Here is a 24,463-nt window from a genome sequence, read left to right on the forward strand (position 1 = left end):
GAGAGCCTCAGTCGCCGTCTGAACACGCCGTCACCGTAACCTAGTTCCCCGTGTCACCCTTTGCCGACCAGTCAGCCTCAGCCGGATCGTTGTCCGCAGTACAGCAGCGCGCCGTCCAGGCCCTGCTGCAACTCGCTCCGGTCGTCGACGAGCTGGGCTCCCGGTTCACCGCCGCAGGCCACGAGATCGCGCTGGTCGGCGGTCCGGTCCGGGACATTCTCCTCGGCCGGGGGAGCAAGGATCTGGACTTCACCACGTCAGCGCACCCGGATGTGATCGAGCGGTTGCTGTCCGGCTGGGCGGACCATGTCTGGGATATCGGCAAGGCGTTCGGCACCATCGGTTGTCGCAAGGGTGAGTGGGTCCTGGAGATCACGACCTACAGGTCGGAAACCTACGATCCCACCTCGCGCAAACCGGAGGTGGCCTACGGCGACTCCCTGGAGGGCGATCTGGCCCGCCGGGACTTCGCGATGAACGCGATGGCGGTCCGGTTGCCGTCGCGGCAGTTCGTCGACCCGTACGGCGGGATCGAGGACGTCGCGAACCGCCGGATCCGCACCCCCGGTACGCCGGAGGACTCGTTCTCCGACGACCCGCTGCGGATGATGCGGGCGGCCCGGTTCGCCGCACAGCTCGGCTTCACGCCGGACCCGGCCGTGGTGGCCGCGATGACCGCGATGGCCGACCGGATCACGATCGTGTCGGCCGAGCGGGTCCGCGACGAGCTGGAGAAGCTGATCTGCTCCGATCACCCGCGGATCGGGCTCGACCTGCTGGTCTCGACCGGCCTGGCCGAGCACGTGCTGCCCGAGCTGCCGGCCCTGAAGCTGCAGGTCGACGAGCACCATCGGCACAAGGACGTCTACCAGCACTCGCTCACCGTCCTCGATCAGGCCATCGATCTGGAGTCCCGTCTCTCTGTTCCGACGCCCGATTTCGTCGTTCGGTTCGCCGCACTGATCCACGACATCGGCAAGCCGAAGACCAAGCGCAACGAAGCCGGCGGCAAGGTGACCTTCCATCACCACGACGTGGTCGGCGCCAAGCTGGCCCGGAAGCGGATGAAGGCGCTCCGGTTCAGCAACGAGCAGATCGACCAGGTCAGCAAGCTGATCGAGCTGCACCTGCGCTTCCACGGGTACGGCGACGGCGAGTGGACGGACTCCGCGGTCCGCCGCTACGTCCGCGACGCCGGCGACCAGCTCGACCGGTTGCACATCCTGACCCGGGCGGACTGCACCACCCGCAACCGCCGCAAGGCGGACTCGCTGCGGGCCGCGTACGACGACCTCGAGGAGCGCATCGAGCGCTTGCAGGAGCAGGAGGAGCTCGACGCCCTGCGCCCCGACCTCGACGGCAACCAGATCATGGAGATCCTCGGCATCCCGCCGGGCCGTGAGGTCGGCGCGGCCTACAAGTTCCTCATGGACCTCCGCCTCGACCAGGGCCCGCTCGGCGCGGACCGCGCGCGGGAAGAGCTCCTCACCTGGTGGTCGAACCGCTCCTGATCGGCTGCGCGGGGACGGCCGCGTAGGCCTTCGCGATGGTGTCCGCCGAGATCGGGTGCGGCGCGTACGTCGTGGTGCCGTCCTGCGTGGTGATCGAGGCGACCGGGAGCGCCGGGGCGATCGAGTTGGTGAGGTACGCGGCGTCGTACGTCGTCAGGTCGGCGAGCGGGACCGGCGTGGTCGTGTAGTCGTCCAGGCCGCGCTGGAGGACCTGCCGGCGGATGCCGGGGAGGGCCGGCGCCGACGGGAAGACGAGGTGCGGGCCGCGGGCGAAGCAGATGTTCCAGATGGAGGCTTCGGAGATCTCGCCGGTCGCGGTATGGAAGACGGCGTCGTCGTAGCCGGACGGCTGGGCCTTGCGGGCGTGGTAGGTGAGGTCGAAGGTGCCGGTGTGCTTCAGGTGCGGGACGGCGCGCTCGTGCTGGAACGCGAGCAGGCGCAGCGGGACGGCGCCGGCCGGCACCGGCGGGCCGACTCGGGTCAGCAGGTGGAGCTCGTCGGCGGCGAAGACGTTGACGCGGATCGAGAGATCGCCGGTACCTGCCTGCTCGAGCGCCGCGTCCAGGTCACGCCGGACCCGATCCTCGGGCAACGGCTGCCCGAAGACCTCCCGCGTGCTGCGGTCCAGGCGCTCGAAGTGCAGGTCCAGCCCGTCAACCCGCCCGTCACGCACCTGCATCGACGTGAAATGCCCGTACGCCGTTGCTCGCAGCAACGTCGCGTCGACCGTCGGTGACCGGGTGCCGTCCAGCAACAGGAAATCGCTCACAGGCCCTAGGCCCTCTCTGGTAATCCATCGCCTACTGCGGGGCACTCGGCACGGCACCTCGCCGCACGGTAGCAAAGGCCACGATGGATCCGCATCGAGGCCTTCGCTCCCGCACGCCGAGCTACCGCACCGAGCACCTCCTCGCGACGGCGCTGGATCACCAGACAGGGCCTAGTCTCGCCGTGTGGACGTGTGGAGCATCATCGGGTGGGGCGGATCGGCGCTCGTCGTGTTGTCGCTGCTGCAGACCCGGATCCTGCGGCTGCGGGTCCTGAACCTGGTCGGCTGCGTGATCCTGGTCGGGTTCAACGCGGTGGTCGGCGTCTGGCCGATGGTCGGCATGAACGCGGTGCTCGCGGTCATCAACGTCGTGCACCTGTGGCGGCTGCTCCGGCACCGGCACGACGAGACGGAGTACCAGGTGCTGCAGGTGGACGAGTCCGACGAGTACCTCGGCTACATCCTCGACCGGCACCAGAAGGAGATCATCCGGTTCAACCCCGGGTTCACGCCCGGCACCAGCCAGTACGCGTTCTTGGTGCAGCACGGCGACCGCACCGTCGGCGTCGTCCTGGCGCACGACGCCGGCGACGGCCGGGCGCAGATCGATCTCGACTATGCGGTCCCGAAGTACCGCGACTTCACGCCAGGTGAGTTCGTCTACCGGCGCAGTGACGTCTTCACCGATCGCGGGTTCCGCCAGGTTCTCGCGTCACCCCGGATGCGCGACTCCACGCCGTACCTGAAGAACCTCGGCTTCCACCGCGACGGCAACGACCTGGTCCTGAACCTCTAGATGTCCTTCGCGTAGCAGAGCGAGGCGATCTCGTGCTCGAAGGGCGGGTACGGCGGGGTGGGTCGATAGCCGTGGTTCGTGTAGAGGGCGATCGCTTCGACCTGCTTGGTGCCGGTCTCGAGGCGGAGGCGGGTCATTCCACCGGTGCGGGCGGACGCCTCGACGGCCTCGAGCAGGATGCGGGACAGGCCCCAGCCGCGCGCGGACGGCGCCACGTACATCCGTTTGATCTCGCCGAGGCCCGGCGCGACCGGCTGCAGGCCGACGCAGCCGACCGGTGCTCCGTCCAGCGTGAGCAGCGTGAACGCGATGTCCGGATGCAGCCCGACGAGCGGCTGGTCCTCGCCGTACATCGCCGCCAGTTCGGCCTGTTGCGCCGTGGTCAGGGCCAGCACTTCCGCGTCCGTCGGCGGTGCCGGCCGCAGTTCCACTCCCTCGATCACCATGCCATCGGACGGTAGCAACACGGCATGACGCTCCTGTTTCCGTTTCCTCTCCGTGGTCTGATGGGCCAGTGAGGACGTTGCAGGAGACCGCCGCGCTGGTGCGGGACGGCGTGCTGGATCCGGTGCTACTGGTCGAGGACGCGTTGACGCGTGCGGCTGCCGTGGCCCACCTGAACGCGATCGTGCACCTCGACGCGGACGGCGCGCGCACGGCGGCCGCGGTGCACGACCGCACCGGTGCGCTCGCCGGCGTTCCCGTGCTGGTGAAGGAGATCGTCGAGGTCGAAGGCCTGCCGTACCGCTGCGGGTCCGCGTCGATGGACGAGGTCGGTCGCCAGGACGCCGACGTCGTACGCCGGTTGCGCTCCGCGGGGGCGATCGTGATCGGCCTCTCGCACACCCACGAGTTCGCGTACGGGTGCACCGGCACGTCGAACCGCGTCGGCCCCTGCCGAAACCCGCACGACCCGTCGCGGATGACCGGCGGCTCCAGTTCGGGCTCGGCAGCGGCGGTGGCGGCCGGGGTCGTCCCGTTGGCGATCGGGACGGACACTGCTGGCTCCGTACGCATCCCGGCCGCGCTGTGTGGAGTCGTCGGGTTCAAACCGACCTACAACACGCTGCCCACAGACCGCGTCTTCCCCCTGTCCCAGACCCTCGACCACGTAGGCGTCCTGACCCGCACCGCCAGAGACGCCAGCTACGCCCTGACTGCCCTGACTGAGATCACCATCGCAGAGTCCAGCGCTCGGCCTCGCCTCGGCATCGTGACGAACGCAGAGTACCTAGACCTCAGTCCTGAGGTTCGTAGTGCCTGGCTGGCTGTTGTGGAGAAGCTCGACACCGTTGACGTACAGCTGCCCGATTGGTCCACAAGTTTCTCCACAGCTGCGAATCTGCAAGGCCCGGAAGCGGTTGCCAACCACAAGGACAGGATTCAGGACAGCTACCAGCCCGACGTTCGCCGGCGCCTGCTCGAAGCCGCGCTGGTGCAGCCGGCCGACTACGAGCGAGCCAAAGAACAAGCAGCAGCGATCACGGCCGAACTCGACGCGGTGCTGGCCACGGTGGACGCGGTCATCACTCCGACAGTCCTCACCACAGCCCCGCCACTCACCACCCCCGACGCCGACGTACGCCGGCAACTACTGAACAACACCCGCCTGGCGAACCTCACCAAGCACGCGGCCGTCAGCCTGCCGATCCCGGCTGACGGCCTTCCCGTGGGCCTGCAGGTCATTGCTGCGAGCAATGAGCAGGCGGCCGCGGTCGCGTGCTGGATCGAAGCTCAGCGGTAGACCCGCAGATCCGCCAAGCTCCACCAGTTACCGGCACTGCCGTTCTGCGTGACCCGGATGTACCGTGCCCGCGTGGGCGGCAACTCGACTGTCGTCAGCTGACTGCTCGACGTACCAGTGGCAACCGTTCGCCAGCTGGTCCCGTCGTTGCTGACAGCAACCGTATGGCCATGCGCGTAGTCACCGATGTTCCCGCCGCTGTCCAACGCGACCTGCCGGAACGTCTGTGCCTTCCCGAGGTCCACCTGCACCCACTGACCCGGTGCCTGCGCCGTCTTGCTCTGCCACACGGTCGATCCGTCCGCGTCGATCAGCAGACCGGCGTCGGCTCCGTTGACGCTTGCCGCCGCGCCCTGCGGCGTCAACTGCTGCGGTGCGGCCGCTGCCGTCCGTCCCCAGGTGAAGGTCGCGATCGACCCGCCGGGCAGTTCGTACTCGAAGGTCTCGTCTCCGAGCGCCACGGCGAACGAGCGTGGTTCGTCGTTCTCGTTGTGGACAAGGAGTGCCGTCGTACCGTCCGGGTTGCGGAACGCGGCCGACATCAGCTGCCCGTTCCACCCGGTCGTTCCGTACGACGTGCTTGCGATCCGCACCGCGCCCGGCTTCACGAACTTCGACAGGTGGCCGATCGTGTAGTACTCCGCGTCCGTCGACACCGTGCCGTCCGGCTGCAACGTCACCAGGCCGGTGCACGTGTCGCAGCCGCCGAGGTGCGGGCCGCCGGTCGAGTCGAGTGCGATGTTCCAGTTCACGACCGACTTCGCCCAGTTCCGCGTCGTACCGAGCATCAGCGTGCGGGCGTGCCAGGTGAGCGTGCCGCGGAAGATCTGCGGCGGGGTGTCGTTCGGCCCGTGCGAGCCGGAGCACTCGGTGAACCAGATGCCCTTCGACGGGAAGGCGTTGTGCAGGTCGGTCTGCTTGGAAGGGTCGCCGGAGTAGCAGTGGTACGCCGTACCCGCGATCCACTTCGCCGCCGAGGTCCGCAGCAGCTTGTACGGGTAGTCGGTCTCCGGGTCCTCACCGGGCGGGGTGGAGGCGATGTCGCCGGGGTGCGTGGTCCAGTTGTGGTCGTAGCCGAGGATCTTGGTCCTTGGGCTGACCTTCTGCAGCAGCGGCCCCAGGGCGGTGATCACTGCCGCTTCCTGGCGGACCGGCAGGTCCGTGCCCGGGTACGCGCTCGGCTTGCGGTTCTGCGGCTCGTTCTGGATCGAGAGGAAGTCGACAGGTACGCCGGCCCGCGTGTACGCCTGCACGAACTTCACCAGGTAGCGCGCGTACGCGTCGTACACCTTCGGGTCGTCCTTCAGACGGCCGCCGACGAGTGAGTCGCCGGTCTTCATCCAGGCCGGCGGGCTCCACGGCGTGGCCATCACCTTGAGCTGCGGGTTGAGCTGCTTCGCCCGGCGGAGCAACGGCAGCACCTGCCGCTCGTCGTGGGCGATGCTGAAGTGCCGCAGCTCGAAGTCGGTCCGGCCCGCGGGTACGTCGTCGTACGTGTAGTGCTCGGCCGCCGCCGTGAAGTCGGACGAGCCGACGGGCTGCCGCAGGAAGCTGACGCCGATGCCCTGTCGCGGATCGAACAGCGACCGCATCGTCTGCTCGCGATCGGCCGGGCTGAGCCGGTACAGCACGTCGGCGGACGAGTCGGTGATCGAGGCGCCGAAGCCGTCCATGGTCTGGTATGTCGTGCGCGGGTCGACCGTGATCGTGGTCCGGTCGCTCGCGCCGTCCGACGTGGACCTGAAGGCGAGCGGCGCGCGCTCGTGCAACAGCTCGGCGCGGTCCGGTGTGGTGACCCAGACCTGGACCTGGGTCGTCGGGGGCTGGGCCTGGGCGGGCCCGGTGAGTGACGCCGCAGCGAGAGCAAGGGCGACGCCGAAGACGGGTGTTCTCATCGCGCTCCTCAGGGATGAAACAAACGGCCACAGAAAACGCTCGCCGTCGAGGGCTGTCAAGGCCTGGGAGCGTGGGACTACAGTGCTGAGCGTGAAACAAAAGGATGTAACAAATGCCCCGCGCTAGAGCGACCGTTCGGGACGTCGCGGCGGCGACCGGGGTGTCGATCGCGACGGTGTCCCGCGTCCTGAACCAGGCGGGCAGCGTGGCGCCCGAGACCCGGCAGCTCGTCGAGGAGGCGATCGAGGAGCTCGGCCTGCGCGCGCCCGCACCGCGTGGCGGTACGGCGAAACCGGTCGGCGGAGCGGTCTACGTGCGCTGTCCGTACGTGCTCACCGACTACTTCGGGCTGATCGTCTCGTCGATCGCCGAGACGCTCGACCGTCACGGCCGGCAACTTGTCCTGAATGCCGGCGAGGCCGCGCAGCACGAGCGCGTGCTCGGCCGCCTGCCCGCCCAGCGCTCACTCGCCGGCGCGATCCTGATCCTCCCGCCGGAGCTGAGTGACGAACTGGTTCGGCTGAGCACGCGCCGTTTCCCGTTCGTCGTCGTGGACCCGCGGACGGCGCTTCCGCCCGACATCCCGTCCGTGTCCGCCGCCCATCACTCCGGCGCCCGGCAACTCACGACGTACCTGACCGGGCTGGGGCACACCCGGATCGGCGTGATCGCCGGCCCGCGGGAGTGGCTCGCCGCCGATGCCCGGCTCAGCGGTCACTCCGCGGCCCTCGCCGACGCCGGCATCCTGCCCGACCCCGCGCTCATCCGCCACGACCAGCCGACCACGCAGCACGGCTGTCGCGCCGCGGGCGAACTGCTCGACCTCGACCCCCGCCCGACGGCGCTCGTCGCCTTCAATGACAAGGCCGCTGTCGGAGCGCTCCAAGCCGCTCGCGAGCGCGGCCTGTCAGTGCCCGGCGATGTGTCGATCGCCGGCTTCGACGACCTCGATCTCAGCCGTGCCACAACCCCGCAACTCACCACGGTCCGGCAACCGCTCCAGGAGATGGGCCGAATGGCGGTCAGCCTGCTGATCCGCCTCCTGGACCGCCACGCCCTGGAGGCCCTGCACGTGGAACTGGCGACCACCCTCGCCCCCCGAGCCTCAACGGCCCCACCGCCCGACCTTCGCTGAGCCCGGTGTCCACATGCGGAGTTAGGCGGTGCGCGAAACGGCTCGGTTGTGGCAGGTTTTAGACATGAACCTTCGGATCGGCATCGCCGGGATCGCCATCGAGTCCAGCACGTTCTCGCCACACCGGGCCGGCCTCGCCGACTTCGACGTCCGCCGCGGTGACCGCATCCTGGAGCGGTACGACTTCCTCGGCAGGGACTGGGCGCAGGGGATCGACTGGGTCCCGCTGCTGCACGCCCGCTCACTGCCCGGCGGAGCGGTCCTGCCGGAGGTGTACGACGACCTGTCAGCCGAGATCATCGCCCGCCTCGAGGGCGCCGGTGAGCTGGACGGGTTCTTCTTCGACATCCACGGCGCGATGAGCGTCGTCGGGCGGCAGGACGCGGAGGCCGACCTGGCCACGCGGATCCGGTCCGTACTCGGTCCCGACGTGCTGGTGTCCGCGTCGATGGACCTGCACGGCAACGTGTCCCGCGAGCTCGGTACGGCGGTCGACCTGATCACCTGCTACCGGATGGCCCCGCACGAGGACGCGATGGAGAGCCGCGAACGCGCCCTGCGGAACCTGGTCGAGCGGGTCCGGTCCGGGCTCGGGAAGCCGGGGAAGGCCTGGGTGCAGGTGCCGGTGCTGTTGCCGGGTGAGAAGACCTCGACGCGGCTCGAGCCGGCCAAGTCGATCTACCGGCGCGTCGGGGAGATCGCGGACGAGCCCGGCGTGCTGGACGCGGCCGTCTGGGTCGGGTACGCCTGGGCCGACGAGCCGCGGTGCCGGGCCGCCGTGGTCGTCACCGGCGACGACGACGCCCTGATCACCGAGCGCGCGGCCGAGTTGGCGAGAGCGTACTGGGACGCCCGGGAGGGGTTCGAGTTCGTGGCGCCCACCGGAACCCTGCACGAGTGCGTTGCGGCCGGGCTCGCTTCCGCCGCGCGGCCGTTCCTGATCAGCGACTCCGGCGACAACCCCACGGCGGGCGGCGCCGGTGACACGTCGTGGACCCTCGGTGAGCTGCTCACGATCGAGGAACTGACTTCCGGCAAGGCCACCGCGATCCACGCCAGCATCGCCGACGCCGAGGCCGTCGCCGCCTGCGTCGCAGCCGGCGTCGGCAACCCGGTCGAAGTCACCGCCGGCGGCAAGGTCGACTCCGGCCCCGCGGGGCCGGTCGCGCTGTCCGGCACCGTGTTCTCGATCTCCGAGGATCCCGTCGGCGGCACCGTCGCGGTGGTTCAGGTCGGTGGTCTGCACTCGATCCTGACCACCCGCCGCAAGCCGTACCACCACCTCGCCGACTTCACCCTCCTGGGCCTCGACCCGGCGACCACCGACCTGGTCATCGTCAAGATCGGCTACCTGGAACCGGAGCTCTACAACCTCGCCGCCGACTGGCTCCTGGCGCTCACCCCTGGCGGCGTGGACCAGGACCTCCTCCGCCTGGGCCACCACGGCGTACTACGCCCCCTGTTCCCCTTCGACCCCGACATGGCAGACCCCGACCTGAAGCCCGAAAGAATCTGACCCACGGGTCCGTGGTGGGCCGTGGCGCTGTGCCGGTAGGTGAACGCGGGCGGTAGTTCGCGACCGCCGGTAGTAGCCGCGAAAGTGCACTGTGCCGAGGCGGGCGCGGTGGCGCGGGTTTCATTTCTTGCCCTGGGCATCGGTGCGATGTCTTGCTGGCGGTGGGGGGTGGGTGTAGCTTCATAACGCCTCGTGATCGTGGTGCTGGGGGTAGCGCTTACGTGGGTGACGCTGATCGTGACGGAGCGTCGCTTGGGGTGGGGACCCGAGGCCGGCGACGTTCCAGGTGGGGGGACCCATGGGACGTCGACGTGCGCCGGACCGTGTCCGGGCGACCGGGCGTGCTCCGCCGTGTCCGCGGCGTACCTCCGGCGATCGCGGGCCCGTCCATGCCGTCCCGCTCAAGCCGTCGATCCGCCGGCCGCCGTCCTGCTGACGGCAGGACGAAGCCGCGTCCGCACGAGTAAGCCTCTCTGCTCCCACAGCTCTCGGACACGACCGCAGTACCGCAGTTCCGTGCTCAAACAGAAGGGCACATCACAGTGACATCGCGAACTGAGCCGCGGGCGCTTCGGCGTTTCCGGCGTCCCCTGATCCTGGCCTCTGGCGTCGCGCTGCTGGCGGCGGCCTTGGTGCCGAACGCCAACGCCAACCTGCCGGGCAGCACGTTCGAGGGCAACGACGGCAACATGGTCGTCAACACGACCGGCAACAAGGACTGGGTGTCCGACTCCATCAACCGGGTCCGCGGCGACGATCTGGCCAGTGGTTCGACCGACAACTCGTTCGGCCAGGGCACCAAGGAAGACGACCCGAACGTATCGGTCGTGACGGGCTCGATCCCGCCGCAGAAGAGCGACCTGACCAGGTTCTACGTCGGGAACGAAGTTGCTGCCGGCAATATCTATCTGTACCTCGCCTGGGAGCGTTCGAACATTCTCGGCTCGGCGAACATGGACTTCGAGATCAACAAGCTCGCCCAGCCGAACCTGACCACCACCGGAGCGAAGACGCTCAACCGGAGCCCCGGTGACATGCTGATCACGTTCGACTTCACCAACGGCGGCGGCACTCCGGTGCTCGGCCTGCTCCGGTGGGTCACCACGGGTGCGAAAACCCAGTGCTTCTCTGCGAACGCGATTCCGTGCTGGGGCAACCGGGTCGACCTGAGCGCTGCCGGCTTCGCCGAAGGCGCGGTCAACGACGGCACCATCAGCGAGGCGGTCGCCGGCGGAACGCTGGATCAGTTCGAGTTCGGCGAGGCCGCCATCAACATGACCGCGGCCGGAATCTTCCCGTCCAACGCATGCACCGCGTTCGGCAGCGCGTTCCTGAAGAGCCGCTCGTCGGCGTCGTTCCCGGCCGAGGTCAAGGACTTCGTCGCACCGCAGCCGGTGAACATCTCCAACTGCGGCAAGATCATCATCCGCAAGGTGACCGAGAACGGTAACGCCTCGTTCGGCTACACGACGACCGGTAGCCCGAGCAACCTGAACCCGTCGAGCTTCTCGCTGTCCAACGGGCAGTCGCGGACGTACGACGACACGACCGGCCAGGTCCAGCCCGGCACCTACAGCGTCACCGAGTCGACCGTCCCAGCCGGCTGGACGTTGAAGGACCTCACCTGCACAACGGTGTCCGGCACCGGTACCACTGCCACGCCAAGTGGCGCGACGGTCAACATCACGATGGCTCCTGGCGGCCTGGTCGACTGTACGTACACCAACCACATCAATGCGCATCCGGCCGTCACGACGACGTTGTCGGCGGAGACGATCGTGGTGGGCGGCAGTGTGCACGACTCGGCGACGTTGACCGGGGCGACCGCGAATGCCGGCGGCACGGTGACCTACACCGTCTACACGGACTCGGCGTGCTCGACCGGTGCGCAGTCCGCGGGGACGAAGACGGTGACGAACGGTGTCGTGCCGGATTCGAACGCGATCACGTTCAACGCGGCCGGTGACTACTACTGGCAGGCCGTGTACAGCGGTGACGCGAACAACGATCCGGCGACCAGTGTCTGCACCAGTGAGCACCTGGTCGTGAACAAGAAGGCGCCGACCATCGCTACCACCTTGTCGGCCGAGACCGTCGAGGTCGGCGGCAGCGTGCACGACTCGGCGACGCTGAGCAACGCCACGGCGGACGCCGGCGGCACGGTGACCTACACCGTGTACACCGACAGCGCCTGCTCGACCGGTGCGCAGAGTGCCGGCACGGTCAACGTGACGAACGGCGTCGTACCTGACTCCAACGCGATCACGTTCAACACCGCGGGCGACTACTACTGGCAGGCCGTGTACAGCGGTGACGCCAACAACAACGGAGCGACGAGCGTGTGCACCAGTGAACATCTCGTCGTGACGAAGAAGAGCCCGGCGATCAGCACCGCACCGAACCTGATCCCGAACGACGACGCCACGATCAGCGGCGCCCTGGCTCCGACGGGCACGATCACGTTCAAGCTGTTCGCTCCTGCCGACGCGACCTGCGCCGGCGCCGGGGCGTACACGCAGACCGTGACGGTGAACGGCAACGGGACGTACAGCACGTCCAACACGTCGTTCGTCGCCAGCACGCTCGGGACCTGGCGTTGGCAGGTCACCTACAGCGGTGACGCCAACAACAACCCGGCCACCTCGGCCTGTGGTGTGGAGCGCTTCACTCTCGCCAACGGCTGACGGTTCGAGCTACAACTTGCGCAACATCTGAAGGGCCTCGATCGAGTGGTCGACGAGGTGGTCGGCCGAGTACGGCCGGTCCGCTTCGGGGAGACCGGACCACTCGATCGCCAGGTCCTCGGCGTACGACAGCCACGCGTGGATGCGGAGGTAGTCCTGGGAGGTGGGCTCATCGGCCACGTCGGGCGTGCCAAGGTAGGTGAGGACGCGCTTGGTCAGGCCCGCGCGCGTCTCGTCGTACACCTTGACGGCGAAGTCGTCGCCGCCGGCGGCGCCGCGGACGAACGAGATGTACGCCGTTCGCCGGCGGGTGATGAACGCGACGAACTGGACGAGCATCTCGCGCAGCTGCTGCTCGGGGGGCAGTGCGTCGTCCGGCTTCGTGACCCGGAGCAGGCGGCGGCCGGCCGCGGAGATGACGGCGAGGTAGTAGTCGCGCTTGCTCGGGAAGTAGTGGAACAGCAGCCCGCGGGAGATTCCGGCCTGGGCGGCGATCGCGTCGATGGACAGCTCATGGATCGGTTGGTCGCGAAGCATCATCAGGCCGATCTTGACCAGTTGCTTCTTGCGGTCTTCCGCTGACAGCCGGTGATCCATGCTATTGAGCATTGCTTAGAGGCCCGCTACGGTCAAGGCGAGGGAGAGGAGTCTTGATGGGGTTCGAACCTTCGGCCCGGGCTCAAGAGCTGATCACCCGCGTGGAAGCCTTCCTGCGGAGCGAGATCGAGCCGGTCGAGGCGGAGCTGCACCATGCGATCCGCACCGCCGGTGACCCGTGGCAGCCGCAGCCGCTGATCAAGGACCTGCAGGCGAAAGCCCGTGACGCAGGCCTGTGGAACCTGTTCCTCCCGCCCGCGGAACCAGGCAACGAGCAGTACGGCGAAGGCCTCAGCAACCTCGATTACGCCCCGATCGCGGAGCTGACCGGCCGGTCCTTCATCGCGCCGTACATCTTCAACTGCAACGCACCGGACACCGGGAACATGGAGGTCCTGCTCCGCTACGGCAACGACGAGCAGAAGAAACGCTGGCTGGAGCCGCTGCTGGACGGCACGATCCGCTCCGCGTTCTGCATGACCGAGCCGGACGTCGCGTCCTCCGACGCCACGAACATGCAGGCCACGGCGGTCGTCGACGGTGACGACGTCGTGCTGAACGGCCGCAAGTGGTGGAGCACCGGCGTCGGCCACCCGGACTGCGAGCTGCTGATCTTCATGGGCCTCACCGACCCGGACGCGCACCGGTACGAGCGCCACACGATGGTTCTCGTCCCGCGCGACACCCCGGGTGTGAAGGTCGAGCGCCTGCTCCCCGCGATGAGCAGGTACGACGAGCCGCACGGCCACGGCGAGGTGTCCTTCACCGAGGTCCGGGTGCCGGCCGCGAACATCCTGGTCGGACCCGGCCGGGCGTTCGAGATCGCCCAGGGCCGCCTCGGTCCGGGACGCGTGCACCACTGCATGCGGCTGGTCGGTCTGGCCGAGAAGGCCCTCGAGCTCGCCCTGCAACGCGGCACCAGCCGGACCGCGTTCGGCAAGCCACTGGTCAACCTCGGCGGCAACCGCGAGCGGATCGCGGAGGCCCGGATCGCGATCAACCAGGCACGGCTGCTCGTGCTGCAGACGGCGTACCTGCTGGACACGCAGGGTCTCGTCGGGGCGTTGAGTGAGGTCAGCCAGATCAAGGTCGCCGTGCCGCGGATGGCGCAGGACGTCATCGACATGGCGATCCAGTTGCACGGCGGCGGTGGGCTGTCCGAGGACTTCCCGCTCGCGGCCGCGTGGACCAGTGCCCGCGCGTTGCGACTGGCCGACGGACCCGACGAGGTGCATCGTGGGGTGATCGCGAGGATCGAACTCGCGTCGTACCTCGCGGCAGCTCAGGAGGCCAAGTGAGTCGGGTTCTCGTCACCGGTGCCGCGAGCGGGCTGGGTGCCGCCCTGGTCGCCCGGTTCGTTGCTGACGGCCACCAGGTGCTCGGCACCGACGTGTCGCCGGACGCGCCGGGGAGTACGCCGTACTTGAAGCTGGACGTCCGGAGCCCGGAGGACTGGGACGCTGCGGTGGCGTGGTGCGAGGAGAACTGGGGCGGCCTGGACATCCTGGTAAACAACGCCGGCATCGCGACCGGCGGGCGCATCGACGTCGAGACGCTGGACGAGTGGGACCGGGTCGTCGACATCAACCTGATGGGCGTGGTCCGCGGCTGCCGCGCGTTCGTGCCGCTGTTCAAACGGCAGCGCGCCGGTCACATCGTGAACACCGCGTCGGCGGCCGGCCTGGTCCACCCGCCGATGATGAGCTCGTACAACACGGTGAAGGCCGGTGTCGTCGCGCTCTCCGAGACGCTGTCGCACGAGCTCCATCCGTACGGCGTGACCGTGTCGGTGGTCTGCCCGTCGTTCTTCCGGACCAACCTCGCGGACTCGATCCGCGGTGCGGACAGCGCGATGGGGGCGACCGCGCGGCAGCTGATCGAGAAGTCGCCGCGGTCCGCGGACGACATCGCGGTCGCTGTCATCGACGGGATCAAGAAGCAGCGGTTCCTGATCGTCCCGGACCGGCCGGCCCAGCTGGCCTGGCTGACCAAGCGGTTCGCCCGCCCGCTGTACGACCGCCAGATGCGCAGGATCGCCGCGCGTGCGCACGAACGTGCTGAGCACGGAGCGGAGACACGACCGACGGACGGGCGGTGACGGGCGTGCCGGACGACGCTCGGCCGGTGCGGGACGAGGACGCGTTCGACGTACCCGCGGTCGACGCCTGGCTGCGGGCACAGGCCCGGGTGCCGGACGGGCTGCCAGAGGTGAAGCAGTTCTCCGGCGGGGCCTCCAACCTCACCTATCTGCTGAGCTATCCGGGACACGACCTGATCCTGCGGCGGCCACCCGCGGGGACGAAGGCGAAGAGCGCGCACGACATGGGCCGCGAGTTCCGGATCCAGCAGAGCCTGAAGCCGGTCTTCCGGTACGTCCCGGAGATGGTTGCCCATTGCAATGACGAGACGGTGATCGGCTCCGAGTTCTACGTGATGGAGCGGGTCGTCGGGACGATCCCCGGGCATCACCAGTTGGGCGTCGACCTCACACCGGCCCAGACCCGTCAGCTGGGGTTCACCTTGATCGACACGCTCGCCGAGCTGCACGCCGTCGATCCGGTCACCGCCGGGCTGGCTGATCTCGGGCGCGGTGCGGGGTACGTCGAACGCCAGGTCAACGGCTGGTCCGAGCGCTACCGCAAGGCGAAAACGTGGAACGTGCCGAGCTACGAGAAGGTGATGGCGTGGCTGGCCGCGCACCAGCCGGCCGACGTACGCACCTGCGTTGTCCACAACGACTTCCGGCTCGACAACGTCGTCCTGGCGCCGGACGATCCGCTGCGCGTGGTCGGCGTGCTCGACTGGGAGCTGGCCACGCTGGGGGATCCGCTGATGGATCTCGGCAGCGCGCTGGCGTACTGGGTGCAGGCCGATGACGACTGGGCGTTCCGCCGCTTCAGGCTGCAGCCGTCCGACGTGCCCGGCATGCTCACGCGGGCGGAGATCGTCGAGTACTACGCGAAGCAGTCAGGGCTCACGACGGACAACTGGGCGTTCTACGAGGTGTTCGGGCTGTTCCGGCTGGCAGTGATAGCGCAGCAGATCTACTACCGCTATCACCACAAACAGACCCGGAACCCGCGCTTCAAGAACTTCTGGTTGCCCGTGAACCTGCTCGAGCGGCGCTGCCGCAGGATCATCCGGCAGGCGTGAGTGCCCGCCATCTATCTGATTCGGCATGCGCAGGCGTCGTTCGGTGCGCGCGACTACGACAAGCTGTCCGCCGTCGGTGAGCAGCAGGCGGCGCGGCTCCGCGAGACCTTCGCGGACGTGAAGCCGGCGCTCGTGGTGTCCGGTTCGATGCGCCGGCACCAGCAGACCGCGTCGCTCGCGGGATTCACGGCGGACGTGGATCCGGGCTTCGACGAGTTCGATCACCAGGAGGTGATCGTCGCGCACAAACCGGCGTACCGGCGGCACGCGGTGATGGTCGCGGATCTCGCGCGGACCGGCAATCCGCGGCGAGCGTTCCAGGAGGTGTTCGGCGCCGCGACGCAGCGGTGGATCGACGGCGGCGACGGGTACACCGAGACCTTCCACGCGTTCTGCGAGCGGTCCGAGGCCGCGGTACGACGGACCGCCGCGCGGCTCGGGAAGGGGGAGACGGCGCTCGTCTTCACCTCCGGCGGGCCGATAGCGGCCGTCGTGAGCCGGCTGCTGTCCGGCGGCGACGGGCTGTGGACGAAGCTGAACCCGGTGACGATCAACACCGCGATCACCAAGGTCGTGTCCGGTCGCGGCGGGCTGACCGTGGTGAGCTACAACGAACACGTCCACCTCGGCGCGGACCTGCTCACGTATAGATAGGACACCCGATGCGACGGAACATCCTGATCACCGGCGCCAGCTCCGGCCTCGGTGCGGAGATGGCGCGGCAGTTCGCCGCGAAGGGGCACGACCTCGCGCTGACCGCACGCCGTACCGAACGGCTGGAGGCGCTGCGGACCGAGCTGGCCGAGCGCTGTCCACAGAGCAGAGTAGTTGTCCACAGTCTGGATGTGACCGATCACGACCAGGTGTTCAAGGTGTTCCGGGCGATCGACGCCGAGCTGCCGCTGGACCGGGTCGTCGTGAACGCCGGCCTGGGCAAGGGCGCGCCGCTCGGCACCGGCTGGTTCGACGCGAACCGGGACACCGCGCTCACCAACTTCGTCGGTGCGCTCGCGCAGATCGAGGCGGCGCTCGAGCTGTTCCGCGCGCGGAACGCCGGCCACCTCGTGCTGATCGCGTCGATCTCCGCGCTGCGCGGCTTCCCGAAGACGGTCACGACGTACGCCGCGACCAAGGCCGGGCTCGCCTCGCTCGGGGAAGGGCTGCGGCTGGAGCTGATGGGCAAGCCGATCAAGGTCAGCACGATCTATCCCGGGTACATCCGGTCCGAGATGAACGAGCACGTGGAGCGCGCACCGTTCATCGTCGACACCGAGACCGGCGTCCGGGCGATGGTGGCGGCGATCGAGGCGGAGAAGGCGAAGGCGTACGTCCCGGCGCGGCCGTGGTGGCCGCTCGCGCAGGTGATGCGGTTCGCGCCGCTGCCGGTGCTGAAGAGGATGATCTGAATGCGCTGGGGCCTGACGGTGCCGCTGACCGGCGTACCGCTGCGGGAGCACCGGTCGCTGATCTCGTCGCTGTCCGAGCTGGGGTACACGGATCTGTGGTCGGCGGAAGTGGCCGGCGCGGACGCGTTCACTCCGCTCGTGCTCGCGTCCGAGTGGGACTCGTCGTTGCGGCTCGGGACGGCCGTCGTACCGGTGCACACGCGGGGGCCGGCCGCGTTGGCGATGAGTGCCGCGGCGTTGGCGGACCTCGCGCCGGGGCGGTTCGTGCTCGGTATCGGGGCGTCGTCGGAGACGATCGTGACCGGGTGGAACGGGATCGCGTACGACCCGCCGCTGGCGCGGACCCGCGACGTGCTGCGGTTCCTGCGGCAGGCGTTCGCGGGGGAGAAGGTCGACGGGGAGTTCGACAGCTTCACGATCCGGCGGTTCCGGCTGGAGAAGGCGCCGGACGTGCCGCCCGCGATCATGCTCGCCGCTCTCCGGCCGCAGATGCTCCGGCTCGCCGCGCGGGAGGCCGACGGGGCGATCACGAACTGGCTGTCCGCGGACGACGTACCCCGGGTGCGCGCCGAGCTCGGGCCCGACAAGGAACTCGCCGCGCGGATCTTCGTGTGCGTCACCGAGGACGCGGAGATGGCGCGCAACATCGGGCGCTACCTGATCGCGACGTACCTGACCGTGCCCGGCTACGCCGCGTTCCACGACTGGCTGGGCCGCGCCGAGCTGATGAAACCGATGCGCGACGCCTGGGCCGCCGGCGACCGCAACGCGGCGATGGCCGCCGTGCCGGTCGAGCTCGTCGACGACCTGATCGTCCACGGCACGCCCGCCCAATGCCGGGCCCACATCAACCGCTACGTCGAGAACGGCCTCGACACCCCCATCATCGCGACGCTCCCGACCGGCACCAGCCTCCTCGAAACCGCCCGCTCACTCACTCCGAACTAGCGGTGGCAGTGGGGTCAGCTCAACCGATGCTCTCGCAGCCACATCGTTGCGCGGCGGTTCGAGGCGCGGCACAGCCAGGCGTCCTGGATGATCTCGGTGAGCTCCTGCCGGGACAGTTCGCCCAGCCGGCCGGCCCGGACGAGGACCGACGGGTGGCCGTCGAAGTGCGGTGTGGTGAAGAACGGGTTGGCGTCGTCGGACACCAGCGCGAGCTTCTCGGTCTCGGACTCGACCCAGATCATGATCACGTCGTCGTACTTCTCGCCGCTCACCGGATCCACGGCGTCCGGGCGCGGCGTACGGAAGAACACGAACGACTTCCCGCCGACCTGGTACACGGGCCGGTCGGTTCCGTCGTCGCGCTCCCACTTGGTGACGTGCGGCATCCCGGACGCGATCGCGTGTACGTCGGCCACCCGCGCTTTCCTCGCGCCCATGCGTCCGAGTCTAGGAGCGGCAGCTCGACAGGTAGTGCACCCGTGAGACGCCGTACGCGCGGCCACGATCACGCTCAGGTGCACTAGGGGCTGGCCCGATACGTCCTGTCGACCTGCACACCCGCCGGGATCCAGAGGGTGAAGGTGGAGCCGTCACCTACCTGGCTGGTGACGGTGATGCGGCCGTGGTGGGCTTCGGCGAGGTGTTTGGTGATGGCCAGGCCGAGGCCGCTGCCTCCGGTGGTGCGGGTGCGGGACACGTCGGCGCGGTAGAAGCGGTCGAAGAGATGTGGGAGGTGTTCCGCCGCGATGCCGGTGCCGTTGTCACTCACGCTGAGGTTGTAACCGTTGTCCACCGGCCGTACGCCGACCTGCACCTGGCCGCCGGGTGGCGTGTACCGGATGGCGTTCGAGACCAGGTTGCCGAGGGCCTGACGAATGCGTGCGCCGTCGACAACCGCCGGCGCGGGCCCACCAGCTGTCGACGACAGGGTGACGGCGGCCTGCTCAGCGGTCGGCCGGTGGGCGGAGACGACCTGCTGCACCAACTCCGACAGGTCGCGCTCGGCGGGGTGCAGGCGGAGCATGCCGGCGTCGGCGAGAGCCAGGTCCTGGAGGTCGGCGACCAGGTGTTCGAGCAGCGCCGTTTCCTCGAGCAACGAGGTGACGAGCGCGTGGTCGAGCGGCACCACGCCGTCCTCCGACGCGACCAGGTAGCCCTTGATGTTGGCCAGCGGTGTCCGCAGCTCGTGCGCCACGTCGCTGACCATCGCCTTGCGCTGGAAGTCGTGCCGCTGGATCGCCTCGGCCATGTCGTTGAACGCGTGCCCGAGCCGCGCGACCTCGTCCTTCCCGCTCACCGGCACCCGCGCGGCGTGGTCGCCGTTCCGCATCCGTTGCGCCGCACCGGTCAGCGCCACGATCGGCCGGACCAGCCGGCGCCCCGCGAAGAGCATCACCAGTGCCGCGATCAGCAGCACGCCGAGCGCGGTGGCCGCCGTACGGAGCAAGCCTTCGCCGGAGAAGACGTTGAACGTGCTCTTGGCCCCGAGGTAGAGCCTCGCGGGCGGCGCGACGTACGGCGTGAGCGCCTGGACACGGGCCTGCTGGAGACAGTTGCCGAACGTGTCGCCGACGAGTTCCTTCACCGCCGGGTCGACGGACTTCAGGCCCTGGAACTCGTTGACCTTGTAGTCGATCCCGGCGGCGTCCAGGCAGGCGGTCGAGCGCCTGACCTCGTCGTCGTTGACGATCTTCGCCTTCGCGCTCGGCGCGGTCAGTCCGGGCGGCATGCACTCGTCGTCCGCGAGCGTGTTGGCCTTCTCCACCCGGACGCCGGCCACGGACTGCGTCGACTCGACCATCACCTGGGGGACGGTTCCGGCGATACGGTTCACACTCGCCGGCTTGCCCTTTGCGGTGGAGCAGTCCGCCGCCTGCTGCGCGAGCTTGTCACGCTCCTTCAGTTCGTCGTCGGTCAGACCCCATTCCGGGTAGGCGACGAACGGCGGCCCGATCGCGGCGGTTGCGACGAATCCCCCGGTCGCGGCGAGGGTCTTCCGCGCGGCGTACACCGTCATCGCGCCGCTCAGCTTCCCCAATCCGGAGGTGCGCACGTCGACGGTTGCCGCCGGCACCGACGGCAGGTCCGGCGCGGCGCCGAGCATCCGGGCCGAATCCGCGATCACCTCACCGGTCTCACTCGTCACCGCGATCCGCCGGCCGAGCTTGTCGGCCAGGTCGTGCACCAGGCGGTCCACACCCGACCAGGTCGGATGATCGGCGGCGTACCGGGTCAGCTCGCCGTAGATCTCGCCGTCGACCTGCAGCTGACCCGTGTTCGCGTCGATCTCGCCCTGGAGTTTCTCCGACGTGCTGTACGTCGCGATCACCGCGGTCGCGATCACGGCGCCGAGCGCGACCGCGAGCGACAGCCCGAGGAACCGGACCAGCACGCTACGACGCATGGCTGACCGCCTTGTCGGCGAGCTTGTAGCCCACGCCGTACACGGTCTTCAGGTACGCCGGGGCACCCGACGACGGCTCGATCTTCTTCCGCAGGTTCATCACGTGGACGTCGACGGTCCGGTCGAACACGTAGTGGTCGAAGCCGAACGCGTGCTCCAGAAGTTGCTGCCGCGAGAACGCGCGCCCCGGCGACGCGGCCAGGCAGGCGAGGATCTTGAACTCGGCCGGCGTCAGGTCGACCAGGCGGCCGGCCAGCCGGACCTCGTGGCGCGAGGGGTCGATCTCCAGCTCACCGACGCGGTACACCTCGCCTTCGGCGCGGCTGCGGGTCCGCCGCAGGACCGTGCGGACCCGGGCGACCAGTTCGCGCGGGTTGTACGGCTTGGTCAGGTAGTCGTCCGCGCCGAGATCGAGCCCGAGCAGCAGGTCGTCCTCGGTGGAGCGGGCGGTCAGCATGATGATCGGGACGTCACCATCTGCCCGGAGGACGCGGCAGACGTCGAGCCCGTCGACCTTCGGCATCATCACGTCGAGCACCAGCAGGTCCGGGCTGCGCCGGCGGGCCTCGTCGATCGCCTCCCGGCCGTCGTGTACGACGACGGTCAGGTGCCCTTCCCGTTCGAGGTACCGCCGGATCAGCTCCGCCTGCTTGAGGTCGTCTTCGGCGACCAGGATCCGCGCTGGCATAGTCCTCAATGTCGCCGAAAGACATGAGAATCCGATGAAGATCGGCTGAGAGCATCAGGTGCAAACGGGACCTTCACAGGTTCTTCACCGCCCCGGCGGCACGCTCCACAGCCATGAAGACAACAGCACTCGCCGTGGTGGCGGTCCTGGCGCTGGCCGCCTGCGGGAACGACAAGGCGCCGGTCGCGTCCGATCAGACGAGCGACAAGAGCCCGCTCGCGGAGTACATGGGCGACGGCTTCGTCAGCTCGTCCGGCGGCGGCGGGTTCCGGATCGCGATGCGGGCCGGCGGCGCGCAGCAGCCGACCGAGGAGGATCTGGCCAAGCAGCGCAAGGTCGAGGACGCGACCGTGGCCTGCATGAAGGCTGCCGGTTTCGAGTACGTCGCCGTACCGCCGGAGCAGAACGCGAAGAGCAAGTTCACCGACGCGTTCAACCTGCCGCCGGACAAGTTCGCCGAGCAGTACGGGTACGGCATCAGCACGATCGACTGGTCCAAGGCCGGTCCGAACGACGACTCGAACCCGAACACCAAGATCCGCAACGCACTCTCGCCCGCCGCTCAGAAGGCCTACGACAAGGCGCTGAACGGGCCGAACGCGAACGGGAACGGCGCCGTCGTCATCCAGGGCGGCAAGGACGGCCCGAGCTCGAGCAATGAGATGGACCTCGGATGTCGCGGTAAGGCGGTCAAGCAGGTGTACGGCGACGACGCGAACCGGAACGTCGACTTCAAGAAGTTCGACAGCCTGTTCAAGGACATCCAGGCGCTGCAGAAGCGGATCGACGCCGACCAGCGGGTCGTGGACGCGACCGCCGCCTGGACCGACTGCATGGCCGACGCGGGGCATTCGGGGCTCAAGAAGGTCGACGACCCGCGCAACCAGATCCAGCAGCAGCTCGACGCCCTGACCGGGAACAAGCCGCCGGCGAAGAACGGCCCGGCCCAGGTCAGCGGCCCGCCGTCGTTCGACAAGGTCGACGCGACCAAGCTGGCCGAGCTACGCAAGTCCGAGATCGAGCTCGCGGTGGCGGACCAGAAGTGCAAGGCCAAGGGGTACGAGGACGCGTACAAGAAGGTCCAGTACGAGGCCGAGAAGGAGTTCGTCGACCAGCACAAGTCCGAGCTCGAGGCGTACCGCGACGAGATGGCGAACCGGTGACCGCTTCGCCCAAGTCCCGGCGCCGGGTGCTCGTCAGCGTGGCCGGGGTGGCCGTGGCCTCACTGGGCATCGGGGTGGTGGCAGGCAGCCGGATCAGCTCGCCGGAGGACGCCGCCGCGAAGACCGCGCCGCCGAAAGCATCCCAGATCACCGTGCCGGTGGCGAAGAAGGCGCTGTCCAGCAAGGTGGTCGGCCGGGGGGACGCGTCGTTCGACGGTGCGGTGAACATCCGGGTCGAGACCAGTGGGATCAAGACGGCGCCGATCGTGACCGGCAAGGTGCCCGCGGTCGGCTCGACGCTCACCGAGGGCAAGGCGCTGCTCGAGATCACCGGGCGGCCGGTGATCGGGCTGGCCGGAGTCCTGCCGATGTACCGGACGCTGTCGCCAGGGAGCAAGGGCCCTGACGTGCTGCAGTTGGAGCAGACGCTCGACAGGCTGGGGCTCGACCCCGGCGACGTCGACGACGAGTACGACCTGGACACCTCGGCGGCCGTGGAGCGGCTGTACGAGAACGCCGGGTACGACGCTCCGGCGGCGGACGAGCAGTTCACGCAGGCCGTCGACCAGGCGAAGAAGCAGGTCGACGCCGCGAAGAAGCAGCTCCGGCAGGCGCAGTCGCAGCTGAAGGCGGCCAAGGACGCCAAGGCGAAGGACACATCAGTTCAGCAAGGCGCTGTGGACGACGCCGAAGAGAACCTCGCCGACGCGAGGGACGCGCAGAACGAGGCCGAGTTCAAGGCCGGGACGCCGCTGCCGGTGTCCGAGGTGGTCTACGTGAAGACGCTGCCGCGCCGCGTCGACGACGTGAAGGTCGAGCGCGGCGGGACGGTGAACGGCGTGGTGATGTCGGCCAGTGGTGCGTCGCTGGTCGTCACGGTCAAGGTCGACGCGGAGACCGCGCAGCGGCTGAAGGCGGGTATGGCGGCGACGCTGGATCTCGGCGACAGCGTCTCGGTCGCCGGGAAGGTTCGCCGGGTCACGAAGAACGGCAATCAGTACGACGTGGTGGTCGCGCCGAACACGCTGACCGCCGGCCAGCTGGCGCTGCTGCGGGACGCGAACGTGCGGGTCACGATTCCGGTGAAGAGCACCAGCGGCAAGGTTCTCGCCGTCCCTGTGGCCGCGCTGTCGTCGGGATCGGACGGCGCGTCGCGCGTCGAGGTCCTGCGCAACGGGAAGGTCGAGCTGGTTCCGGTCGCGGTCGGGCTGACCGCGGACGGGTTCGCGCAGGTCACGCCCAAGGGCGACGCGAAGCTGACCGAGGGCGACCAGGTGGTGGTCGGGCGATGAGTACCGCGGTGGCTTTGCCGGCGCCGGTCGTCGAGATGATCGGCGTCCGGCGGTTCTTCCCGGGACCTCCCGAGGTACGGGCGATCGCGGGCGTCGACCTGACCATCCGGCAGGGGGAGTACCTGTCGATCGTCGGCCCGTCCGGGTCGGGGAAGTCGACGCTGCTGCACCTGCTGGGCTTGCTGGACAACCCGACGGGCGGGGTCTACCGGCTCGACGGCGTGGACACGATGAGCCTGCGGGAGCGGCGGCGCGCCGTACTGCGTGGGGAGCGGATCGGCTTCGTCTTCCAGTCCTTCCACCTGCTCGACCACCGGACCGTGCTGGAGAACGTGGCGCTGTCGATGGTGTACGTCGGGGTGCCGCGGCGGCAGCGGATGGCGCGGGCCCGGGTCGCACTCGAGCGGGTCGGGCTGTCGCACCGGATGGAGTTCGCGCCGACCACGCTCTCCGGCGGTGAGCGGCAGCGCGTCGCCATCGCGCGGGCGCTGGTCGCCGAACCCAGCCTGCTGCTCGCCGACGAGCCGACCGGCAACCTGGACAGCGCGAATGCGGAGGCGATCCTGCAAGTGTTCGACGAACTGCACGCCGAGGGCATGACGCTGGCCGTCATCACCCACGACGACCACGTCAGCCGCCGGGCCCAGCGCCAGGTGCGGATCGTCGACGGGACCCTCCAGTGGTAACCCAAGCAGGCCCCCCGGACCCGACCGGCGGGCCGTCCACCTCACCCGGCGCCGGCGCGGCGCGGCGGCGCGCGC

At 69.0% G+C, this 24,463-nt stretch carries 22 protein-coding genes; 15 read left to right on the forward strand and 7 right to left on the reverse strand.

Features of this window, described 5'->3' with window-relative positions:
- Positions 1-89 precede the first annotated feature (89 nt).
- Complete coding sequence (locus ABZX12_RS16110) at positions 90-1,511, forward strand: CCA tRNA nucleotidyltransferase (RefSeq protein WP_355694299.1); 1,422 nt, start codon at positions 90-92, stop codon at positions 1,509-1,511.
- Here ABZX12_RS16110 and ABZX12_RS16115 read toward each other — a convergent pair.
- Entirely contained in the window at positions 1,486-2,280 is a 795-nt protein-coding gene (locus ABZX12_RS16115) for an aminotransferase class IV (protein ID WP_355693740.1), read from the reverse strand. The genes ABZX12_RS16110 and ABZX12_RS16115 overlap by 26 nt on opposite strands.
- A 184-nt stretch (positions 2,281-2,464) precedes the next feature.
- On the opposite strand from ABZX12_RS16115, the gene ABZX12_RS16120 reads away from it, so the two are divergent.
- On the forward strand, positions 2,465-3,076 hold the full coding sequence (locus ABZX12_RS16120; RefSeq protein WP_355693742.1) for a hypothetical protein: 612 nt from the start codon (positions 2,465-2,467) through the stop codon (positions 3,074-3,076).
- Here the strand turns inward: ABZX12_RS16120 and ABZX12_RS16125 are convergent.
- A complete protein-coding gene (locus ABZX12_RS16125; protein WP_355693744.1) occupies positions 3,073-3,522 on the reverse strand; it encodes a GNAT family N-acetyltransferase in 450 nt (149 codons plus the stop codon). The two genes, ABZX12_RS16120 and ABZX12_RS16125, sit on opposite strands and share 4 nt — an antisense overlap.
- A 68-nt stretch (positions 3,523-3,590) precedes the next feature.
- Between ABZX12_RS16125 and ABZX12_RS16130 the strand changes: the two genes are divergently transcribed.
- The gene (locus tag ABZX12_RS16130; RefSeq protein ID WP_355693746.1) at positions 3,591-4,820 is read left to right on the forward strand and encodes an amidase; all 1,230 of its coding nucleotides are present in this window, start codon (positions 3,591-3,593) and stop codon (positions 4,818-4,820) included.
- Here ABZX12_RS16130 and ABZX12_RS16135 read toward each other — a convergent pair.
- Entirely contained in the window at positions 4,811-6,715 is a 1,905-nt protein-coding gene (locus ABZX12_RS16135; protein ID WP_355693748.1) for a discoidin domain-containing protein, read from the reverse strand. The genes ABZX12_RS16130 and ABZX12_RS16135 overlap by 10 nt on opposite strands.
- A 113-nt stretch (positions 6,716-6,828) precedes the next feature.
- On the opposite strand from ABZX12_RS16135, the gene ABZX12_RS16140 reads away from it, so the two are divergent.
- From ABZX12_RS16140 to ABZX12_RS16150, 3 genes are all read left to right on the forward strand, one after another.
- Positions 6,829-7,851, forward strand: coding sequence for a LacI family DNA-binding transcriptional regulator (locus ABZX12_RS16140; protein ID WP_355693750.1), 1,023 nt, complete (start codon positions 6,829-6,831; stop codon positions 7,849-7,851).
- Positions 7,852-7,915: 64 nt separating this feature from the next.
- Positions 7,916-9,367 carry a M81 family metallopeptidase gene (locus ABZX12_RS16145; protein ID WP_355693752.1) on the forward strand — a complete coding sequence of 484 codons (1,452 nt, stop codon included), beginning with the start codon at positions 7,916-7,918 and terminating at the stop codon, positions 9,365-9,367.
- Between the two features lie 542 nt (positions 9,368-9,909).
- Positions 9,910-12,051, forward strand: a complete 2,142-nt coding sequence (locus ABZX12_RS16150; RefSeq protein WP_355693754.1) for a hypothetical protein — start codon at positions 9,910-9,912, stop codon at positions 12,049-12,051.
- 9 nt (positions 12,052-12,060) lie between these two features.
- Here ABZX12_RS16150 and ABZX12_RS16155 read toward each other — a convergent pair whose 3' ends face one another.
- A complete protein-coding gene (locus ABZX12_RS16155) occupies positions 12,061-12,648 on the reverse strand; it encodes a TetR/AcrR family transcriptional regulator (RefSeq protein ID WP_355693756.1) in 588 nt (195 codons plus the stop codon).
- Between the two features lie 56 nt (positions 12,649-12,704).
- Here ABZX12_RS16155 and ABZX12_RS16160 point away from each other — a divergent pair, with 56 nt between their 5' ends.
- Genes ABZX12_RS16160 through ABZX12_RS16185 form a run of 6 tightly spaced genes read left to right on the forward strand, consistent with a single transcriptional unit; the run spans position 12,705 to position 18,155 of the window.
- A complete protein-coding gene (locus ABZX12_RS16160) occupies positions 12,705-13,946 on the forward strand; it encodes an acyl-CoA dehydrogenase family protein (protein ID WP_355693758.1) in 1,242 nt (413 codons plus the stop codon).
- Complete coding sequence (locus ABZX12_RS16165; RefSeq protein WP_355693759.1) at positions 13,943-14,746, forward strand: SDR family NAD(P)-dependent oxidoreductase; 804 nt, start codon at positions 13,943-13,945, stop codon at positions 14,744-14,746. The genes ABZX12_RS16160 and ABZX12_RS16165 overlap by 4 nt, the downstream gene beginning before the upstream one ends.
- Before the next feature lie 5 nt (positions 14,747-14,751).
- On the forward strand, positions 14,752-15,801 hold the full coding sequence (locus ABZX12_RS16170; RefSeq protein ID WP_355693761.1) for a phosphotransferase family protein: 1,050 nt from the start codon (positions 14,752-14,754) through the stop codon (positions 15,799-15,801).
- The gene (locus tag ABZX12_RS16175) at positions 15,802-16,455 is read left to right on the forward strand and encodes a histidine phosphatase family protein (protein ID WP_355693763.1); all 654 of its coding nucleotides are present in this window, start codon (positions 15,802-15,804) and stop codon (positions 16,453-16,455) included.
- 8 nt (positions 16,456-16,463) lie between these two features.
- A complete protein-coding gene (locus tag ABZX12_RS16180) occupies positions 16,464-17,207 on the forward strand; it encodes an SDR family oxidoreductase (protein ID WP_355693764.1) in 744 nt (247 codons plus the stop codon).
- Positions 17,208-18,155, forward strand: coding sequence for an LLM class F420-dependent oxidoreductase (locus ABZX12_RS16185; protein ID WP_355693766.1), 948 nt, complete (start codon positions 17,208-17,210; stop codon positions 18,153-18,155). It begins immediately after the preceding gene.
- 14 nt (positions 18,156-18,169) lie between these two features.
- Here the strand turns inward: ABZX12_RS16185 and ABZX12_RS16190 are convergent, their stop codons facing one another.
- From ABZX12_RS16190 to ABZX12_RS16200, 3 genes are all read right to left on the reverse strand, one after another.
- Entirely contained in the window at positions 18,170-18,592 is a 423-nt protein-coding gene (locus ABZX12_RS16190; protein WP_355693768.1) for an MmcQ/YjbR family DNA-binding protein, read from the reverse strand.
- Positions 18,593-18,675: 83 nt separating this feature from the next.
- The gene (locus ABZX12_RS16195; protein ID WP_355693769.1) at positions 18,676-20,559 is read right to left on the reverse strand and encodes a HAMP domain-containing sensor histidine kinase; all 1,884 of its coding nucleotides are present in this window, start codon (positions 20,557-20,559) and stop codon (positions 18,676-18,678) included.
- Complete coding sequence (locus ABZX12_RS16200) at positions 20,549-21,247, reverse strand: response regulator transcription factor (RefSeq protein WP_355693771.1); 699 nt, start codon at positions 21,245-21,247, stop codon at positions 20,549-20,551. The genes ABZX12_RS16195 and ABZX12_RS16200 overlap by 11 nt, the downstream gene beginning before the upstream one ends.
- 113 nt (positions 21,248-21,360) lie before the next feature.
- Between ABZX12_RS16200 and ABZX12_RS16205 the strand changes: the two genes are divergently transcribed.
- From ABZX12_RS16205 to ABZX12_RS16215, 3 genes are read left to right on the forward strand one after another with little or no spacing between them, the layout of a single operon-like run.
- Positions 21,361-22,410, forward strand: coding sequence for a hypothetical protein (locus ABZX12_RS16205; RefSeq protein ID WP_355693772.1), 1,050 nt, complete (start codon positions 21,361-21,363; stop codon positions 22,408-22,410).
- Positions 22,407-23,702: a peptidoglycan-binding protein gene (locus ABZX12_RS16210; RefSeq protein WP_355693774.1), complete on the forward strand. Its 1,296-nt coding sequence runs from the start codon at positions 22,407-22,409 to the stop codon at positions 23,700-23,702. The genes ABZX12_RS16205 and ABZX12_RS16210 overlap by 4 nt, the downstream gene beginning before the upstream one ends.
- Positions 23,699-24,388, forward strand: a complete 690-nt coding sequence (locus ABZX12_RS16215; protein WP_355693776.1) for an ABC transporter ATP-binding protein — start codon at positions 23,699-23,701, stop codon at positions 24,386-24,388. Before ABZX12_RS16210 ends, ABZX12_RS16215 begins: the two co-directional genes overlap by 4 nt.
- Positions 24,389-24,463: the final 75 nt, after the last annotated feature.

Source organism: Kribbella sp. NPDC003505, assembly GCF_040610875.1.
Taxonomy (GTDB): domain Bacteria; phylum Actinomycetota; class Actinomycetes; order Propionibacteriales; family Kribbellaceae; genus Kribbella.

Bases quoted from the DNA above. Each gene is read 5' to 3' on its own strand.
- ABZX12_RS16155 (WP_355693756.1), bottom strand. From the start codon at position 12,648: ATGGATCACCGGCTGTCAGCGGAAGACCGCAAGAAGCAACTGGTCAAG.
- ABZX12_RS16205 (WP_355693772.1), top strand. From the start codon at position 21,361: ATGAAGACAACAGCACTCGCCGTGGTGGCGGTCCTGGCGCTGGCCGCC.
- ABZX12_RS16190 (WP_355693768.1), bottom strand. From the start codon at position 18,592: ATGGGCGCGAGGAAAGCGCGGGTGGCCGACGTACACGCGATCGCGTCC.
- ABZX12_RS16135 (WP_355693748.1), bottom strand. From the start codon at position 6,715: ATGAGAACACCCGTCTTCGGCGTCGCCCTTGCTCTCGCTGCGGCGTCA.
- ABZX12_RS16180 (WP_355693764.1), top strand. From the start codon at position 16,464: ATGCGACGGAACATCCTGATCACCGGCGCCAGCTCCGGCCTCGGTGCG.
- ABZX12_RS16140 (WP_355693750.1), top strand. From the start codon at position 6,829: ATGCCCCGCGCTAGAGCGACCGTTCGGGACGTCGCGGCGGCGACCGGG.
- ABZX12_RS16215 (WP_355693776.1), top strand. From the start codon at position 23,699: ATGAGTACCGCGGTGGCTTTGCCGGCGCCGGTCGTCGAGATGATCGGC.
- ABZX12_RS16195 (WP_355693769.1), bottom strand. From the start codon at position 20,559: ATGCGTCGTAGCGTGCTGGTCCGGTTCCTCGGGCTGTCGCTCGCGGTC.
- ABZX12_RS16160 (WP_355693758.1), top strand. From the start codon at position 12,705: ATGGGGTTCGAACCTTCGGCCCGGGCTCAAGAGCTGATCACCCGCGTG.
- ABZX12_RS16145 (WP_355693752.1), top strand. From the start codon at position 7,916: ATGAACCTTCGGATCGGCATCGCCGGGATCGCCATCGAGTCCAGCACG.
- ABZX12_RS16200 (WP_355693771.1), bottom strand. From the start codon at position 21,247: ATGCCAGCGCGGATCCTGGTCGCCGAAGACGACCTCAAGCAGGCGGAG.
- ABZX12_RS16125 (WP_355693744.1), bottom strand. From the start codon at position 3,522: ATGGTGATCGAGGGAGTGGAACTGCGGCCGGCACCGCCGACGGACGCG.
- ABZX12_RS16185 (WP_355693766.1), top strand. From the start codon at position 17,208: ATGCGCTGGGGCCTGACGGTGCCGCTGACCGGCGTACCGCTGCGGGAG.